Source organism: Streptomyces sp. NPDC036764 (assembly GCF_055609385.1).
On sequence record NZ_JBVJPT010000001.1, the window covers coordinates 1784246 to 1801270 of the forward strand.

Here is a 17025-nt window from a genome sequence, read left to right on the forward strand (position 1 = left end):
ATGATGGAGATCCGGCGGGCCCACCGAAGGAGCGGCACCATGAGCACCCTCGACCTGCTGTCCGAGGACGAGCAGTTCGTCGTCAGGACGGTGCGCGGCTTCGTGGACAGGGACGTCAAGCCCGTCGTCCGGGAGCTGGAGCACACCGACACCTATCCCGAGGCCCTCATCGAGCGGATGAAGGAACTCGGCGTCTTCGGACTCGCCGTCCCGCAGGAGTACGGCGGCACACCCGTCTCCATGCCCTGCTACGTCCTGGTCACCGAGGAGCTGGCCCGGGGCTGGATGAGCCTGGCAGGCGCGATGGGCGGGCACACCGTCGTCGCCAAGCTGCTGCTGCGCTTCGGCACCGAGGAGCAGCGGCGGCGCCATCTGCCCCGGATGGCCACCGGTCGGACCCGCGCGACGATGGCACTGACCGAACCCGGCGGCGGCTCCGACCTCCGGGCGATGCGCACCGTCGCCCGCAGGGAGGGCGACGGCTATGTGGTGAACGGCGCGAAGACGTGGATCACCAACTCCCGCCGCTCGCAGCTCATCGCCCTGCTGTGCAAGACCGACCCGGACGCCGACCCCGCCCACACGGGCATGTCCATCCTCCTCGTCGAGCACGGGCCGGGCCTGACGGTCTCCCGCGATCTGCCCAAGCTCGGCTACAAGGGCGTGGAGAGCTGTGAACTGTCCTTCGACAACCACCGCGCACCCGCCGACGCGCTGCTCGGGGGAGTGGAGGGACAGGGCTTCGCCCAGATGATGAAGGGCCTGGAGACCGGCCGCCTCCAAGTCGCCGCCCGGGCCCTCGGCGTGGGCCGCGCCGCCCTGGAGGACGCGCTCGCCTACGCCCAGGCGCGGGAGTCCTTCGGCAAGCCGATCTGGCAGCACCAGTCCATCGGCAACTACCTCGCCGACATGGCGACTTCACTCACCGCCGCACGCCAACTCACGCTCTACGCCGCCCGGCAGGCGGACGCCGGACACCGGGTGGACATGGAGGCCGGCATGGCGAAGCTGTTCGCCTCCGAGACGGCCATGCAGATCGCCCTCAACGCCGTGCGCATCCACGGCGGCTACGGCTACTCGACCGAGTTCGACGTCGAGCGCTATTTCCGGGACGCGCCGCTGATGATCGTCGGGGAGGGCACCAACGAGATCCAGCGCAACATCATCGCCGGCCAGCTCGTGCGGCGGGGAGGGCTGGACGTGTGAGCCGCACAGGCCGCGCCACCGCATGACACGGCTCGATCGGGCCGGGCCACCGCGTCACACCCCCGGCCACCTCATCAGGACCCGCACTCCCCGCCATGGCACAGTGGCCCTATGTGCGGCCGCTACGCCTCCACCCGCAGCCCCCAGGACCTGGTCCAGCTCTTCGAGGTCACCGAGTGGCACCCCGAGGAGACCCTCGCGCCGAGCTGGAACGTGGCCCCGACCGACGAGGTGTGGGCGGTTCTGGAGCGCGCTCCGCGTGGCGCGGACGAGGACGCCCCGGCCCTGCGCAAGCTGCGGCCGCTGCGCTGGGGCCTGGTGCCCTCCTGGGCGAAGGACGTGAAGATCGGTGCGAGGCTGATCAACGCGCGTGTGGAGACCGTGCACGACAAGCCCGCCTTCCGCCGCGCGTTCGTCAAACGCCGCTGCCTGCTGCCCGCCGACGGCTTCTACGAGTGGGACCAGGTCAAGGACGCCGCGTCCGGGAAGGTCCGCAAGCAGCCGTACTTCATCCACCCCGAGGACGGGCAGGTCCTGGCCCTCGCAGGTCTGTACGAGTTCTGGCGCGACCCGGCGGTCAAGGACGGCGACGACCCCGCCGCCTGGCTGCTGACCTGCACCATCATCACCACCGAGGCCACCGACGCGGCCGGCCGCATCCACCCCCGCATGCCGCTCGCACTCACCCCCGAGCACTACGACGCCTGGCTCGACCCCCAGCACCAGTCGACCGACGACCTGCGCGCCCTGCTCACCACACCGGCGGACGGCCGCCTCGACGCCCGTCCCGTCTCACCCGCCGTGAACAGCGTCAGAAACAACGGCCCCCAGCTCCTGGACGAGGTCCCCGCCCCCTGACCGCGGCGAAGGTGAGCTCTCGGTAAGGGTTGGCCCGAAGGCTCGCCGTAGAGCAGTTTTGACATCCATTTTCATTTAGCGTGGAGCCGCTGCCGGGACGGATCGAGCTCGGCGGACCATTCGCCCTGCTCGGAGGTATCCATGCCCATGCCCTCGCCCCGGTTGTCCGCGGCCCTGTTGGCCGGCTCCTGTATGACCCTGCTCGCGGGCTGCGCCGGTTCCTCGGACACCGCCGCAGCGCAGCGCCCCGCCGCGGCCTCCGTCATCCGGGTCGTGGCCTCGACGAACGTCTACGGCGACATGGCCGAGCGAATAGGCGGCGCCAAGGTCCAGGTCACCTCGATCATCAGCGACCCCGATCAGGACCCGCACTCCTACGAGGCCGACACCCGCAACCAACTGGCACTGTCCAAGGCCGAGGTCGTCATCGAGAACGGCGGCGGCTACGACGACTTCGTCGACCGCATGCTGAAGAGCTCCGGCTCGTCCCCCCAGGTGATCGACGCCGTCGAGGTCTCCGGGAAGACCGCGCCGGCGGGCGGGGAGCTCAACGAGCATGTCTGGTACGACTTCCCGACCGTCGCCGAGCTCGCCGACCGCATCGCCGCCGCACTCGGCAAGGCCGACCCGGCCGACGCCGCGACCTTCACCGAGAACGCGAAGGGCTTCGTGAACCGGCTCCGGCCGCTGGAACGGAAAGAGGCCCGGATCAAGACCGAGCACGGTGGCGAGGCGGTGGCCATCACCGAGCCGGTTCCGCTGTACATGATCGAGGCCAGTGGGCTGAGGAACGCCACGCCAGAGGAGTTCAGCGAGGCCATCGAGGAGGGCGACGACGTCTCCCCGAGAACCCTTGAGGACACCCTGGCGCTGTTCACCGGCAAGAAGGTGAAGGCGCTGGTCTACAACGAGCAGACCTCCGGCCCGCAGACCGAGAAGGCGGAGCGGGCGGCCAGGGCGGCCGGGATTCCGGTCGTGCCCGTGACCGAGACGCTCCCCAAGGGCAAGGACTATCTCGGCTGGATGACCGCCAACGTGGACGCGCTCGCGAGCGCGCTGGCCAAGTGACAAGCCCCGGCGCGTCCGGCCACGGCACGCAAGCCGCGCTGATCAGCCTGCGGCGGGCAACCCTGTCGTACGGCGAGCGCGTGGTGTGGCGGGACCTCGATCTCGACGTGCGGCCGGGCGAGTTCCTGGCCGTGCTCGGGCCCAACGGGGCCGGGAAGACCAGCTTCGTGCGCGCGCTGCTGGGGCAGCGGCGGCTGTCCGCGGGCACGCTCACCGTGCTGGGCCGTCCGCCCGGTCGCGGCAGCCGGCACATCGGGTACGTCCCCCAACAGGCGACCCTGTCCGCACAGGCGATGCTGCGCGCACGGGACCTGGTCCGCCTCGGTGTCGACGGGCACGGCTTTGGACCCCGGCTGCGCACGGGCGCCGTACGCCGCCGCGTGGACGAGATCCTCGCCTCGGTCGGGGCCGCGGCGTACGCGGACGTTCCCGTCGGCCTGCTCTCCGGCGGCGAACGGCAACGTGTGCGCATCGGGCAGGCCCTCGCGACCGACCCGCGGATCCTGCTCTGCGACGAACCGCTGCTCTCCCTCGACCTGCACCATCAGCGGGCCGTCACGGAACTCGTCGACGCCCGGCGCCGCTCCCACGGCACGGCGGTGGTCTTCGTGACCCATGAGATCAACCCCGTGCTGGGCCTGGTGGACCGCGTGCTGTACTTCGCCGGCGGCGGCCACCGCGTCGGCACCCCCGACGAGGTGCTCACCTCCGAGGTGCTGTCGCGGCTGTACGGCACGCGGGTCGACGTCGTCCGCGTCCGCGACCGCGTGGTGGTCGTGGGCGCACCCGACGAGGCGGCACACCATCCCCAACTGCCCCACGGAGTACGGCCATGACCCTCGCCGACGGGATCTGGCGGCAGATCTTCGCCTTCGACCACTACGGCGAACTGCTCGCCCTGGTCCGCAACTCCCTCGTCGCCGGGGCCGCCCTCGGCCTGGTCGGCGGCCTGGTCGGCGTGTTCGTGATCATGCGGGACCTGCCGTTCGCGGTGCACGGGATCAGCGAGCTGTCGTTCGCCGGCGCCTCGGCCGCGCTGCTGCTGGGCGTGAACATCGTGGCCGGCTCGATCGTCGGCTCGCTCGTCGCGGCGGGGGCGATCGGGCTGCTCGGCGCGCGTGCCCGGGACCGCAACTCGGTGATCGGCGTCATCATGCCGTTCGGCCTCGGGCTCGGCGTGCTGTTCCTCGCGCTGTACAAGGGCCGTGCGGCGAACAAGTTCGGCCTGCTGACCGGGCAGATCGTCGCCGTCGACACCCCGCAGATGTCCTGGCTGCTGGGCACGTCGGCGGTGGTGCTGGTCGCGCTCGCGGTCATGTGGCGACCGCTTGTCTTCGCGAGTGCCGACGCGGAGGTGGCCGAGGCGCGGGGCGTGCCGGTGCGGGGACTGTCGTTCGCCTTCATGATCGTGCTGGGCCTCGCGGTCGCGCTGTCCGTCCAGATCGTCGGCGCCCTGCTGGTCCTCACCCTCGTCGTCACGCCCGCGGCGGCCGCGGCCCGGATCACGGCCTCACCCGTACTCCTTCCGATCCTGAGCGTGGTCTTCGCGGTGGCCTCCATCGAGGGCGGGATTCTCCTGGCCCTGGGCAGCAGCATCCCCATCAGCCCGTACGTCACCACGATCTCGTTCGGGATCTACCTCGTGTGCAGACGGGTCGGTGGCCGTCGGACCAGGATCACCGCCTGACATGAAGACATGAATGGGTCTTCATTCATTCCTTTATGGTGGGGGCATGACTGCCACGCTCACCCCACCCGCGGCCGACCCCTCCGCGGCCGCGCGCGCCGCAGCCGTCCCCCGGCGGCGCACCCGGCTGCTCGCGCTGCCGGAGGTCCGCTGGGCCGGCGCGGCCACCGCGCTGTTCCTGCTCGCGCTGCCCCTCCAGCTCGGCGGAGCGCCCACCTGGACCTGGGGTCCGCTGTACGCGCTGTCGTACGCCACCGGCGGCTGGGAGCCTGGCTGGGAGGGGCTCAAGGCGCTCAAGGAGAGGACCCTCGACGTCGATCTGCTGATGGTCGTCGCCGCACTCGGCGCCGCCTCGATCGGGCAGGTCATGGACGGCGCCCTGCTGATCGTCATCTTCGCGACCTCGGGCGCGCTGGAGGCGCTCGCCACCGCCCGCACCGCCGACTCGGTGCGCGGCCTGCTCGACCTGGCACCCGCGACGGCCACCCGGATCGCCCCCGACGGCACCGAACACAGCGTTCCAGTCGAGGAGTTGACGGTCGGCGACACCGTCCTCGTTCGCCCCGGCGAGCGCGTCGGAGCCGACGGACGGGTGCTGGGCGGAGCAAGTGAGGTGGACCAGTCGAGCATCACCGGCGAACCCCTCCCGGCGGCGAAGGAGCCCGGTGACGAGGTCTTCGCAGGCACCCTCAACGGCACCGGCGCGCTGCGCGTCCGGGTCGAGCGGGACGCCTCCGACTCCGTGATCGCCCGCATCGTACAGATGGTGGAAGAGGCGTCCGAGACCAAGGCGCCCACGCAACTGTTCATCGAGAAGGTCGAACAGCGTTACTCGCTGGGGATGGTGGCCGCGACGCTCGCCGTGTTCGCGGTGCCGCTCGCGTTCGGCGAGGCGTTCTCCGAGGCGCTGCTGCGCTCGATGACCTTCATGATCGTGGCCTCGCCGTGCGCGGTGGTCCTGGCCACCATGCCGCCGCTGCTGTCGGCCATCGCCAACGCCGGCCGGCACGGCGTGCTGGTGAAGTCGGCCGTGGTGATGGAACGCCTCGGCCAGATCGACGCCGTGGCGCTGGACAAGACGGGCACCCTCACCGAGGGGACGCCACGCGTCGCCGAGGTACGGCCGCTGCCCGAACGCGGCCTGGACGAGGACGAGTTGCTGACGCTCGCCGCGGCGGCCGAGCACCCCAGCGAGCACCCGCTGGCCCGCGCGGTGGTGGACGCGGCACGCGAGCGTCGCCTCGACCTGCCGGCCGCCGAGGACTTCACGTCCGCGCCCGGAGTCGGCGTCCGGGCCGTCGTGCGGGGCCGTACCGTCGAGGTGGGCGCCCCGGCCCGGCTGCTCACCGAACCCGCCGACGACACGCTCACGGCATCGGTCCGGAAACTGGAGGATTCCGGCCGTACCGCCGTCCTCGTGGTCGTCGACGGCAGGCCCGCCGGACTGCTCGGCATCGCGGACCGGCTCCGTCCCGACGCCGCCGCCACCGTCGCCGCCCTGACCGTCCTCACCGGCACCACCCCGACCCTCCTCACCGGCGACAACCCCCGGGCCGCCACGCACCTGGCCGCCGAGGCCGGCATCGAGGACGTGCGGGCCGGGCTGCTGCCGCAGGACAAGCTGGGCGCGGTGCGGGAGCTGGAGGGCGCGGGCCGCCGCGTGATGGTCGTCGGGGACGGCGTCAACGACGCGCCCGCGCTGGCCGCCGCCCACGTCGGCGTCGCCATGGGCCGAGCCGGCTCCGACCTGGCCCTGGAGACCGCCGACGCGGTGATCGTGCGCGACGAACTCGCCGCCGTCCCCGCCACCGTCGCCCTGTCCCGCCGAGCCCGCGAACTGGTCGTGCAGAACCTCGTCATCGCCGGCGTGTTCATCGCCGGCCTCGTCGTCTGGGACCTGGCAGGCACGCTGCCCCTGCCGCTCGGCGTCGCGGGCCACGAGGGCTCCACGGTCCTCGTCGGGCTGAACGGACTGCGTCTGCTGCGGGACGCGGCCTGGAACCGGGCGGCGGCCGAAGGAACCGGCTGACAGGCGGCCGGGGGAGAGGCCGTCGGCCGCCCGGTGACTCGCCGGGCGGCCAACAGCCCCTGCTGCTCCCTTCCTTCAGATCAGTCGCAGCGGCCCGCTGGCCGCGTCCGGGTCACCAGGTCGGTGATGCCGGTCGTCGAGTCCAGCCACACCACCTGGCCGCCCGCCACCGCCGCCGCCGACGACTGCTCGCCGCGGTTGCAGGAGACCCTGCCCTTGCGCAGGCCCGGAGCGTCCGGCGTGCCGTTCGCCGCGAACTGGTGGAGCTTGGGCAGCGACTCATTGCGGAACTCGGTGTCGGGGAGGTAGGCGCCGACCGTCACCGCGTCCTCGGAGACCGTCAGCGCGTAGGCGTTCAGCGCGGCCGGCCCCGTCTCCGGGCTGAGGTCCACCACACCGGAACCGTCCAGCGCGGCCCGGCGCAGGGCCGTCTTCCCGTCCGCCGAATCCTCGTCGAGCAGCCAGAAGACATGCGTGCCGTTGACGGCCGTCGGGCCGAGACTCGTGCCGGGTGCGGCCAGTTGGATGCTCGTGTTCGCGCCGGTCGCGACATCGACGACCCGCGTGCTGACCGCGTACTCGGCGCGCACCCGCCGCCGCTCCTGATAGGCGACCTTGCCGTGGCTCACCGACGGAGCCCACGCTCGGTAATAGGTGCCGCCACCGATCGACTCCACGTTCGCCGGGTCCTTGATGCTCAGATACGCCACCGCCCTGCGCCCGCCGTAGGTCACGTAGTCGAAGGCCACCAGGTCACCGTCCACGTCCACCGAGCTGCCCGGGGTGCGGCCGTGCCAGAGCTTCTTCACAGGACCGCCGGCCAGCGGCCTGGCCAGCACGTCGACGCCGTCCGCTCCGTACGCCTGCCACACCACCGTCTTGCCGTCGGTGGCCGGATTGACGTGGTAGCGGCCGTCGTTGGGGCTCATCAGCTTCAGCGCGCCCGCGCCGTCGGCGCGGCCGGCCCACACCGAGTACGGCTCCGAGCCGTCCTCGTTGGACTTGGACGCCGCCCACCAGCCGCCGCCGGCGCCCAGGTCCGTCGCGCTCGTGTTGATCCGGTCGAGGAGGACGTCGGAGTCCACGCCGAGGGCCGACTCCCAGCCGGGCACTATGCCGTGGGCGGTGAAGGCGCGTTGCAGCGCCTTGCGGCCGGCCGCCGGGATCCCGAGGTCCTGCGCCGCCGCGAGCACGGCGGCCCGCGCCTCGGTGAAGCCGTCGAGCGGCGTCATGTACTCGGTCACCGCCCGGTACACGATCCTGTCGGTGACCTCGGCGCCCAGGCCCTCGCGGGCGTCCCACAGCGCACCGCCGAAGATGGTCGAGTTCAGGTGGACGCCGCCGTTGTCGGTGGCGAAGCCGACGCCGAGGAACGACTTGGCCGTGGCCCGCCCGTCGCCCAGGTCGCGCAGCGCGCACTCACGCGGGGACTTCGTACGGCACAGCCGCTCGCCCAGGAGGCCCGAGTCCGCGTCGGTCGCCGGGATGCCGTACACGTCGGCCTCGATGGCGTTGCCGAAGTAGTCGGCGACGGCCTCGTTCACGGCGCCCGACTGGCCGGCGTAGACGAGGTTCGCGGTGTGCTCGATCACGCCGTGCGTCATCTCGTGGCCGACGACGTCGAGGGCCGCGGACAGCGGACGGTACTCGGCGTCGCCGTCGCCGTAGACCATCTTCTGGCCGTCCCAGAAGGCGTTGACGTACGGCTGTCCGTAATTCGTCACGCCCACCAGGGAGTTGACGGTCATGCCGCGGCCGTCGAGGCTGTCGCGGCCGTGCTTGGTCCTGAAGTAGTCGTAGACCCGCCCGGCGGCCCAGTGGGCGTCCACGGCGCCCGACTCGGTGGCCTCCGAGCCGAACGAGGGAGTCGGCGCGGCGAACTCCTGGACGCCCTCGGGCCACTGTCCCGCCACGTCGGTGGCCCACTTGCCGCGCGCGTCCCAGGTCGACAGCACGTTGTCGGAGGGTATTCGGGTGCGGTCGCGCAGCACGTACAGACCGCGGGCGTCGTCGCGCTCGACGGCGAGGTCGACGGCAGTGCCGTCGAGCCGGACGCCGGTGCCCGGCTCGGCGGTCGCGATCGCCCGCCTTGGGTTCGTGTCCGCGGTCGGCCGTCCGGCTGTCGTGCGTGGCGTGCCGAACGTCTTGATCCCGCTGTACTGGAGGACCGGATATCCGGCGCGGGCGTCGACGTAGACCTCGCGGCGCACCGGCTCCCCGGTCGCCGGGTCGGTGCCGTGCACGGTGACGTGCCGGGTGAGGACGCCCGCCCCGCTGGGCAGGACGACCAGCCCGCGCGCGGTACCTTCGAGCGGAGCCGCCTCCTCGGCCCCCTCGCGCGGCGGCTTCTCGGAGAAGTTCCGGTCGCCGAGCTCGGTGAGGACGGCGTTCACGGCCCGCTCCACGGCGAGCGCCTCGCCGACCTCGGGCGTCGTGCCGGTCGTCAGCTCGGTGAAGTACTTGCCCGAGGTGCCGGTGACGACCCGCTCACCACCCCGTTTCTCCATCCGGACGACGTACTGCCCGCCCAGGACGGGAACCCCCCGGTGCCGCTGCTGGAGCCGGACGGTCTCCCGGCCGTCGGCGGCCGTCGTGCCGGCGGGCACCAGGTCGCGCTCGGGGTCGGCGATCCGGTACCGGCCCTCCTGGCCTTCGAGGTAGGCGCGGGCGGCCGCCGCGGCGCTGCCGGTGGCCGGCGCCTGTTCCCGGATGCCCCGCACCAGGGCCGGGGTCCTCGTCTGCTGCCCCGGGAACACCGACGCCTGGCCGCCCGTCCCCGGCGGTGTCGCCTCCGTCATGGCATGGGCGGGTGCCGCCGATACGACGAGTGCGGCGACGCTCAACAGCGCCGCCGCACCCGGTAAACCGTTCAGTTGTGTGCCGAAGCCGCCCCGGCGGCCTCTGACTGCTCTGTCTCTTCGGTCCGTTCTGGGGTGACGCAAGGTCTCCCGACCCCCCTTGGTCGCGGTGCCGGGAGCAGAGTGCCGCCCGGCCAGGGGTCATCGAAGCGGTGATGCGCCGTTCCATCAACGGGGCGATTGCGGCCACGGACGACTTCCGGCCGAAACCGGGGGGAAAGCCGTCAACGAGTGGGCGCCGGGCCGCTGCTGGCGCGGACCACCAGATCGACCGGGACCACCGAGTCGGCCCGGGACGGCACCTCGGAGCCGTCGAGCCGGTCCAGCAGCAGCCGCAGCGACCGTGTGCCGATCTCGGCGAAGTCCGTGCGCACGGTGGTCAGCGGGGGATGGAAGTGTGCGGCCTCGGGGATGTCGTCGTATCCGACGACGCTGATGTCGCCGGGGACGCAGCGGCCGGCTTCGTGCAGGGCGTGCAGCAGACCGAGGGCCATCTGGTCGTTGGAGGCGAACACGGCCGTGACGTCCGGGCGCCCGGCCAGGCGCCGGCCCAGCTCATAGCCCGAGTCGGCACTCCAGTCGCCGATCAGCGGGGCCGGCACCTCGGCGCCCGCTGCCTCCAGGCAGGCCCGCCAACTGCCCAGCCGGTGATCGGCCGAGGTCCAGCCGGTCGGGCCCGCGATGTGCCACACCGTACGGTGGCCCAGTCCCAGCAGATGCTCGACGGCCTTGCGGGCCCCGGCCCGGGAGTCGCCGGTGACCTGCTGGGTGTCGGCGTCGAGGCCGTTCTCCAGCACGACCAGCGGGGTGTCGAGGGGGGTGTCCGCGAGGGCCTTGCCGACCCACAACTGCGGGGCGATGGCGATCACCCCGTCCGCGCCCTCGGCGGACAGCCGGTTCACCGCCTCGACCACCGTGTCGGGCTCGGCGGTGTCCAGCGCGATCGAGCTGAGCAGGTAACCGGCGTCCTGCGCCGCGGTGTTGATCGCGGTGAGGATGGCGGCGGGGCCGTAGCGGGCGGCGTCGAAGGAGATCACGCCCACCATGCGGGTCCGCCCGCTGGCCAGCGAACGGGCGCTGCGGCTCGGCCGGTAGCCCAGCGAGCGCATGGCACTCAGCACCGTCTCGCGGGTCTCGGCCCGCACCGACGGATGGTCGTTGAGGACGCGGGAGACGGTCTGCTTGGAGACCCCCGCGAGCCGTGCCACGTCGTCCATCACGGGGCGCGAGCCCGCGAAGTTCCGTCTGCTGCGCCCCCGCGGAGCGGGGTCGTCGGCGGAGCCTCGGGTCATGATCGCTGTTTCCTCGACATCGTCACGGCGGCGGCATCCGCCCCGGCAGATCCCCCAGCATAGGCAGGGTGGCGGGGCGGAACCCCACATGGGCGTCGCGTCCGCCCGCCCTCACCCCTCGGATACGACCGCGGATCCCCCGGACCCCGTGGACAACGGCCGGCGGCGCGGGGCAGACGCCTCGATCGGGCTGTGACGCCGGGCCCGTCGGTGAAGGAGAGGCGGGGGAGCGGAGGGCGTCGGGATGCGCGGGTGGTCGGGGCGGTGCGGGCGGGTCATCAGTCGGTCTCCGGGCCGAGGTCGGCGGTGTCGGTGAGCCGGGCGCGGGTGGCGGTGGTGGCGTGCAGCTCCAGCAGGATGAGGTCGTTGGTGCCGGGGCGCAGGACCGGCGCGGGGACGTAGAGGGTGCGCTGGGGGCCGCGGTTCCAGTAGCGGCCGAGGTGGAAGCCGTTGATCCAGGCCTGGCCCTTGGTCCAGTCGGGCAGGGCGAGGAAGGTGTCCGCCGGGACGTCCACGTCGAACGTGCCGTGGTGGAAGGCGGGTTCGGCGGCCGTGGTCGCCTCGGCGGGGGCGAAGGCGAGCGCGCTCAGGTCGTCCATGGGCAGGGGGTGGCAGTCCCAGCCGTGCAGCGGCTCGCCGGCGAAGGTGACGGGACCGAGGAGGCCCTTGGGCGCGCCGATGCGGGGGCCGTAGTTGACGCCGCCCATGTTCTCGACGAGGACCTCCAGGGTGGCGCCGGGGTGCGGGACGCGGACCGGCAGGGTCTCGTCGTGGCGCTCGCGTTCCAATACGCCGACCGGGGCGCCGTCGACGAAGACCTGGGCGCGGTCGCCGACACCGCCCGCGAAGTGCAGCAGGCCGTCGCCCGCGGTGTCCAAGGTGGTGCGGTACAGCGCGTACCCGGTGTCCAGTCCCAGGTGGTTCATCGTCGCCGGGTTCTCGGTGCGCAGGGGCTCGGCGAGGGCCTTCGCGTGTGCAAGCAGCGGTGCCCGGCGGTCCAACTCGACGCTGGTGGGCGGGAGTTTGCGGGACGGAGCCGGGACCGGCTCGTCGGGGACCGGCAGATGGCGGGCGATGACCTCGCGGAAGGCGTGGTACTTGGGGCCGGGGTCGCCGCACTCGGTGAGGGCCGCGTCGTAGTCGTAGGAGGTGACGGTGGGCTGGTAGGCGTGCTTGTGGTTGGCGCCGTTGGTGAAGCCGAAGTTGGTGCCGCCGTGGAACATGTAGATGTTGACCGAGGCGCCGGCCGACAGCAGGCGGTCCAGGTCTGCGGCGGCGTCGGCCGCGTCCCGCACATGATGCGGACCGCCCCAGTGGTCGAACCAGCCGATCCAGAACTCGGCGCACATCAGGGGACCTTCGGGCTGATGCCCCCGCAGCTCCGCGAGGTTGCGGTCGACCCGGCTGCCGAAGGTGGCGGTCGCCAGGACGCCGGGGAGGGTTCCGGCGGCCAGGTGCTCGGGGTCGGCCTGGTCGCAGGTGAAGAGCAGTTCCTCCACGCCCCTGCTCCGGAACGCGCCTTCGAGGTGCTTCAGGTACGCGGTGTCGTCACCGTAGGCGCCGTACTCGTTCTCCACCTGTACGGCGATCACCGGACCGCCCGCCGCGGCCGTGTACGGCAGCAGCTCAGGCAGCAACAGGTCCAGGTAGCGGTCGAACGCGCCGGTGAAACGCGGGTCGCCGGAGCGCAGCCGGATGTCCGGGTCGGCGATGAGCCATGCGGGCAGACCGCCGTCGTCCCACTCGGCGCAGATGAACGGACCCGGGCGCAGCAGGACGCGTAGGCCCTCGTCGCGGGCGAGGCTCAGATAGCGGGGCAGGTCGAGGAAGCCGTCGAGGACGAGGGGTCCCGAGGGATCGGGCTGGTGCAGGTTCCACGGCACATACGTCTCCACCGAGTTGAGCCCCATCAGACGGGCCTTGCGCAGCCGGTCGGCCCACTGGTCGGGGTGGATCCGGAAGTAGTGCATGGCGCCGGAGACGATCCGGAACGGCTCGCCATGCAGCAGGAAACCGTCGGCGGACGTTGTCAGAGCGGACATTGCGGAGAGTTCCCTTCGGTCGGGACGTAGGGGGATGCGGGTCAGCGGGTTCGGGTGGCGCGGATCAGCCAGAGGGTCGCCATCACGCACAGGGCCGAGACGGCGCCCAGGATGAGGGGGACACTGCGGATGCCGGACCACTCGATGGCCTTGCCCAGGGCCGGGCCGGCCACCACGCCGCCGACCAACGAGGCGGCGATGACCAGCGCTCCCGCCCTGCGAGCCCGCGGGGCGGCATAGTTGAGCCACGGCAGCCCGGTCGGGAAGATCGGCGCGATGAACAGACCGACACCGGCGTAGGCGTACGGGGCAAGTCCTGGCACCGCGGCCAGCAGCAGACAGACCGTCATGCCCGCGCACGAGACCGTGATGATGGTCTGGGCCGAGAACCGCAGCGCGATCGGCGCGACCAGGAAGCGGCCCACGGTCATCATCAGCCAGTACACGGACGTGGCGGTGGCGGCGATCCCGGCCGAATAGCCGACGGTCTGGAGATGGGTCGGCTCCCAGCCGCCGACGCCGGCCTCGATGCCGACGTGCATGACGTACAGGGCGACGAACACCGCGAGGACGGAGCCGAGGCTGCGGGCGAGGACCGTGCCGCCGGACGATTCGGTGGCCGTACCGGACGGCTGTGGCTCCCGGTCGCGCACGCCTCGCAGGCACAGCATCAGCGGCAGATTGGCCACCGCGAAGCCCAGGAACACCGCTGGGTAGTGCGCTGAGCCGACCGCTCCGATCAGGGCCGGACCGAGGACCGCGCCGATGCCGAAATGAGCGTTGAGGATGTTGAGCATGGCCGTCGAGCGGCGGCCGAAGCCGACGGCGAACAGTTGGTTGAGGCCGTAGTCGATACCGCCGAAACCGAGCCCGGCCAGCAGGGCCATGGCCAGGGCGGCCGGCCAGTTCGGCGCGAGCGCGAAGCCGGCCGCGCCGACGGCCATCAGGAGATATGAGGCGCCGAGGATGCCTCTGTTGCCGACACGGCCGTGGAGCCGGTCGAAGATCAGCACGCCGGCCACCCCGCCGACGAAGTGCGCGCTCAGTCCGAGGCCGGCCGCCGACGGCGACAGGCCGAACTCCTCGCGGAAAGCGGGAATCGCCGGGCCGTAGAAGGCCTGGAGGGCGCCGATGAGTACGAAGCCCGCGCACGAGGCGACCACGGCGGTGGGGCTGAACACCCGTTGGGAAGAAGGTGCCGACGTCAGCGTCATGATGCGAGATGTTACCGGTAACATCGCTGCGCCCGTCAAGCTCTGCGCCGAGGTCCGGCCTGATGGGTGCGCGGTGTGGTGCGGTGCTCGACGGGGTGTGGTGCGGTGCCCAACGGGCTGGACTCGCATTGAACTGCCGATTTGAACTGCCGATTTGGACTGTCGGTACAAGGCTTGGACGGCTAGTCTAGGAAGTGGCGACTCGGTGCACGTGGTGCCGAGTGCGGGCGGAGCGAGGAAGCGGGGAGTGAGTGATGGCGGCCGATGAGGCTCTGGAGGCCGAGCGGGACGCGATCGTCGCCGCGCTGAGGCCGGTTGCCGACGGGCTGGTGGCGACGTTCGGGCCGATGTGCGAGGTCGTCCTGCATGACTACCGGCGGCCGGAGAAGTCCGTGGCGGCCGTCGCCGGTTCGGTTACCGGACGGGCCGTGGGTGGGGCGATGAGCGAGATCGGCATGCGGATCGTCGCGCGCGGCGACGGGGCGGGCGACGAGCTGAACTACGTCACCCGGACCCGCGGCGGCCGGTTGGTCAAGGCCTCCACCATGGTGCTGCGGGACTCGACGGGCACGGTGTTCGGCGCCCTGTGCGTCAACCTCGACATCACCGCGGTGAACGACGCCCACGCCCTGCTCGGCGCCCTCGCCGGTATCGGCGCCGCCCCGGCCGAAGTGCCGGTCACCACCTTCGGCAACGACATCGACTCCGTCGTCGACGCCATCCTCGACGCCCATCAGCTCCGGCAGAACGGTAGCTGGGCCGCTCTCGACCGCGCCCGGCGCCTTGAGCTGTTCCGCGGCCTCGACGAGCGGGGCGTGTTCGCCGTGCGGCGTGCGATCGAGCAGGTCGCGGGGCGGCTCGGCATCTCCCGCGCGTCCGCCTACAGCTATCTGTCCCAGGCACGCGCGGAAACCGGGGAGGCGACGGACCGGGCGGCGTCCGCCGGGGTCGGGAGTGCCGGGTCCGGGCAACTACCGCGGACACAACCGCCGCGGACGCAAGTACCGCGGACACAACCGCCGCCGGCCTAACCACCGCGGACGCATCCACGGCGACCGAGTTATGACCGCCGAGACAACCACCTGGAGGACACGCGTGACGACCACCACCCCGCCGGTCACCCTCGACGACGTCCGTGATGCCGCCGTGCGGCTCAAGGGCGTCGCCCACCGCACCCCCGTGCTGCGCTCGCGCACCCTCGACGAACTCGTCGGTGCCGAGGTCTTCCTCAAGTGCGAGAACTTCCAGCGGGTCGGCGCCTTCAAGTTCCGCGGCGCCTACAACGCGGCCTCCCGCCTGACGCCGGAGCAGCTCAGCCGTGGCATCGCCGCCTACTCGTCCGGCAACCACGCTCAGGCCGTCGCCCTGGCCGCCCGGGAACTCGGCACCACGGCGGTCATCGTCATGCCCGAGGACGCCCCGCCGTCGAAGCGCGCGGCGACCGAGGGCTACGGCGCCGAGATCGTCACCTACGACCGCTACACCGGCGACCGGGTCGCGATCGCCGAGGCTCTTGCCGCCGAGCGCGGCCTCACCGTGATCCCGCCGTACGAGCACCCGCACGTCATGGCAGGCCAGGGCACCGCCGCCCTCGAACTCCTGGAGGAGGTGGGGGAGCTGGGCGCCCTGCTGACACCGGTCGGCGGTGGCGGACTCATGGCCGGCAGCGCCACGGTGGCCAAGGGACTGCACCCGGACATCCGCATGATCGGCGTCGAACCGGAGGCCGGGGACGACACCAAACGCTCCCTGGAGGCGGGGCGGCGCATCAGCATCCCGGTGCCGCACACCATCGCCGACGGACAGGCCCTGCACATCCCCGGGGAGCTGACCTTCTCCGTGAACCGGCGGCTCGTCGACCGGATCGCGCTGGTCGGCGACGAGGAGATCCGGGACGCGATGCGGTTCGCCTTCGAGCGTCTGAAGATCGTCGTCGAGCCGAGTGGTGCCACCCCGCTCGCGGCCCTGCTCACCGGCCGGGCGGGCGCGCTGCCGCGCCGGGTCGGCGTGATCGTCTCCGGCGGGAACGTCGACGCCGTGCGCTTCGCCGAGCTCTGCGGGAGGTCGTGACCCTGGGATGCCGACGGCGCTCATCGCCGTCACCGACGTGACCCGCATCCGGCTCGACACCAGGGAAGTCGCCCTTCCCGCCGCGTCCATCCGGCGGGTCGGCGGCGACGGACCGATCGCGGACTTCCGCGTCGTGCTTTACCTCGCTCCGGTCCGTGCTCCTTGGGTGCGAGGGGCATCCGGGCCGGCGGACGTACCCCGGTTGGCGTCCCCGGATGGACAGGCGGACGATTGAGGGGTACGAGGCCGGCCGCCGACGGCGGTGTCCAGGGCCGCCGGGGAGACCGGCACCGGTCGCGGTGAGTCACGGCCGGAAGGGAGCGCGTCATGTTGGAAGTGAAGACACTCGACAAGCCCGACGAGCGGCGTGATTTTCCCCGCGGCCACCTCGAAGCCGTCCACATGTCGGAGCTCGACTTCGCCGTGGCGACCTTCGAGCCGGGCTGGCGCTGGTCGGAGTCCGTAGCCCCGCTGGCGGGCACCAAGACCTGCCAGATGCACCACAACGGCTATGTCCTCCAGGGCCACCTGCACATCCGCATGGACGACGGCACCGAGACCGACATCGGCCCCGGTGACGTCTATGTCTGCACACCCGGGCACGATGCCTGGGTGGTGGGCGAGGAGCAGGTCGTGGCCTATGACTTCCAGGGGCAGACGGCGAGGGAGTTCGCGAAGAAGTAGTCGCCGGCCCGCGTCGG

General features: G+C 72.0%; 13 protein-coding genes. 9 read left to right on the top strand and 4 right to left on the bottom strand.

Going from position 1 to position 17025, the window contains the following annotated elements; all coding sequences use genetic code 11:
* The first annotated feature begins 39 nt into the window (after nucleotides 1–39).
* From ACZ69Q_RS07060 to ACZ69Q_RS07085, 6 genes are all read left to right on the top strand, one after another.
* Complete coding sequence (locus ACZ69Q_RS07060) at nucleotides 40–1206, top strand: acyl-CoA dehydrogenase family protein (protein ID WP_471037597.1); 1167 nt, start codon at nucleotides 40–42, stop codon at nucleotides 1204–1206.
* Nucleotides 1207–1317: 111 nt separating this feature from the next.
* The gene (locus ACZ69Q_RS07065; RefSeq protein ID WP_471037600.1) at nucleotides 1318–2064 is read left to right on the top strand and encodes an SOS response-associated peptidase; all 747 of its coding nucleotides are present in this window, start codon (nucleotides 1318–1320) and stop codon (nucleotides 2062–2064) included.
* A 141-nt stretch (nucleotides 2065–2205) separates the two neighbouring features.
* Nucleotides 2206–3132: a metal ABC transporter solute-binding protein, Zn/Mn family gene (locus ACZ69Q_RS07070; protein ID WP_471037603.1), complete on the top strand. Its 927-nt coding sequence runs from the start codon at nucleotides 2206–2208 to the stop codon at nucleotides 3130–3132.
* Nucleotides 3129–3968, top strand: coding sequence for a metal ABC transporter ATP-binding protein (locus ACZ69Q_RS07075; RefSeq protein ID WP_471037606.1), 840 nt, complete (start codon nucleotides 3129–3131; stop codon nucleotides 3966–3968). The genes ACZ69Q_RS07070 and ACZ69Q_RS07075 overlap by 4 nt, the downstream gene beginning before the upstream one ends.
* Entirely contained in the window at nucleotides 3965–4819 is an 855-nt protein-coding gene (locus tag ACZ69Q_RS07080) for a metal ABC transporter permease (protein ID WP_471037609.1), read from the top strand. The genes ACZ69Q_RS07075 and ACZ69Q_RS07080 overlap by 4 nt, the downstream gene beginning before the upstream one ends.
* 46 nt (nucleotides 4820–4865) lie before the next feature.
* Nucleotides 4866–6848: a heavy metal translocating P-type ATPase gene (locus ACZ69Q_RS07085; protein ID WP_471037611.1), complete on the top strand. Its 1983-nt coding sequence runs from the start codon at nucleotides 4866–4868 to the stop codon at nucleotides 6846–6848.
* Between the two features lie 80 nt (nucleotides 6849–6928).
* Here ACZ69Q_RS07085 and ACZ69Q_RS07090 read toward each other — a convergent pair whose 3' ends face one another.
* The 4 genes from ACZ69Q_RS07090 to ACZ69Q_RS07105 all read right to left on the bottom strand — a co-directional run bounded on the left by ACZ69Q_RS07090 (nucleotide 6929) and on the right by ACZ69Q_RS07105 (nucleotide 14254).
* Nucleotides 6929–9691 (bottom strand): M4 family metallopeptidase, encoded by a 2763-nt coding sequence (locus tag ACZ69Q_RS07090; RefSeq protein ID WP_471037613.1) that lies wholly within the window; start codon nucleotides 9689–9691, stop codon nucleotides 6929–6931.
* 239 nt (nucleotides 9692–9930) lie between these two features.
* Entirely contained in the window at nucleotides 9931–10998 is a 1068-nt protein-coding gene (locus ACZ69Q_RS07095) for a LacI family DNA-binding transcriptional regulator (protein ID WP_471037615.1), read from the bottom strand.
* Nucleotides 10999–11276: 278 nt separating this feature from the next.
* On the bottom strand, nucleotides 11277–13040 hold the full coding sequence (locus ACZ69Q_RS07100; RefSeq protein WP_471037618.1) for a beta-galactosidase: 1764 nt from the start codon (nucleotides 13038–13040) through the stop codon (nucleotides 11277–11279).
* A 41-nt stretch (nucleotides 13041–13081) separates the two neighbouring features.
* Nucleotides 13082–14254, bottom strand: coding sequence for an MFS transporter (locus tag ACZ69Q_RS07105; protein WP_471037620.1), 1173 nt, complete (start codon nucleotides 14252–14254; stop codon nucleotides 13082–13084).
* 254 nt (nucleotides 14255–14508) lie between these two features.
* Here ACZ69Q_RS07105 and ACZ69Q_RS07110 point away from each other — a divergent pair, with 254 nt between their 5' ends.
* From ACZ69Q_RS07110 to ACZ69Q_RS07120, 3 genes are all read left to right on the top strand, one after another.
* On the top strand, nucleotides 14509–15285 hold the full coding sequence (locus tag ACZ69Q_RS07110; RefSeq protein ID WP_471037623.1) for a helix-turn-helix transcriptional regulator: 777 nt from the start codon (nucleotides 14509–14511) through the stop codon (nucleotides 15283–15285).
* A gap of 64 nt (nucleotides 15286–15349) precedes the next feature.
* Nucleotides 15350–16324 (top strand): pyridoxal-phosphate dependent enzyme, encoded by a 975-nt coding sequence (locus ACZ69Q_RS07115; protein WP_471037625.1) that lies wholly within the window; start codon nucleotides 15350–15352, stop codon nucleotides 16322–16324.
* A 327-nt stretch (nucleotides 16325–16651) separates the two neighbouring features.
* Nucleotides 16652–17008: a cupin domain-containing protein gene (locus ACZ69Q_RS07120; RefSeq protein WP_471037628.1), complete on the top strand. Its 357-nt coding sequence runs from the start codon at nucleotides 16652–16654 to the stop codon at nucleotides 17006–17008.
* Nucleotides 17009–17025 lie beyond the last annotated feature (17 nt).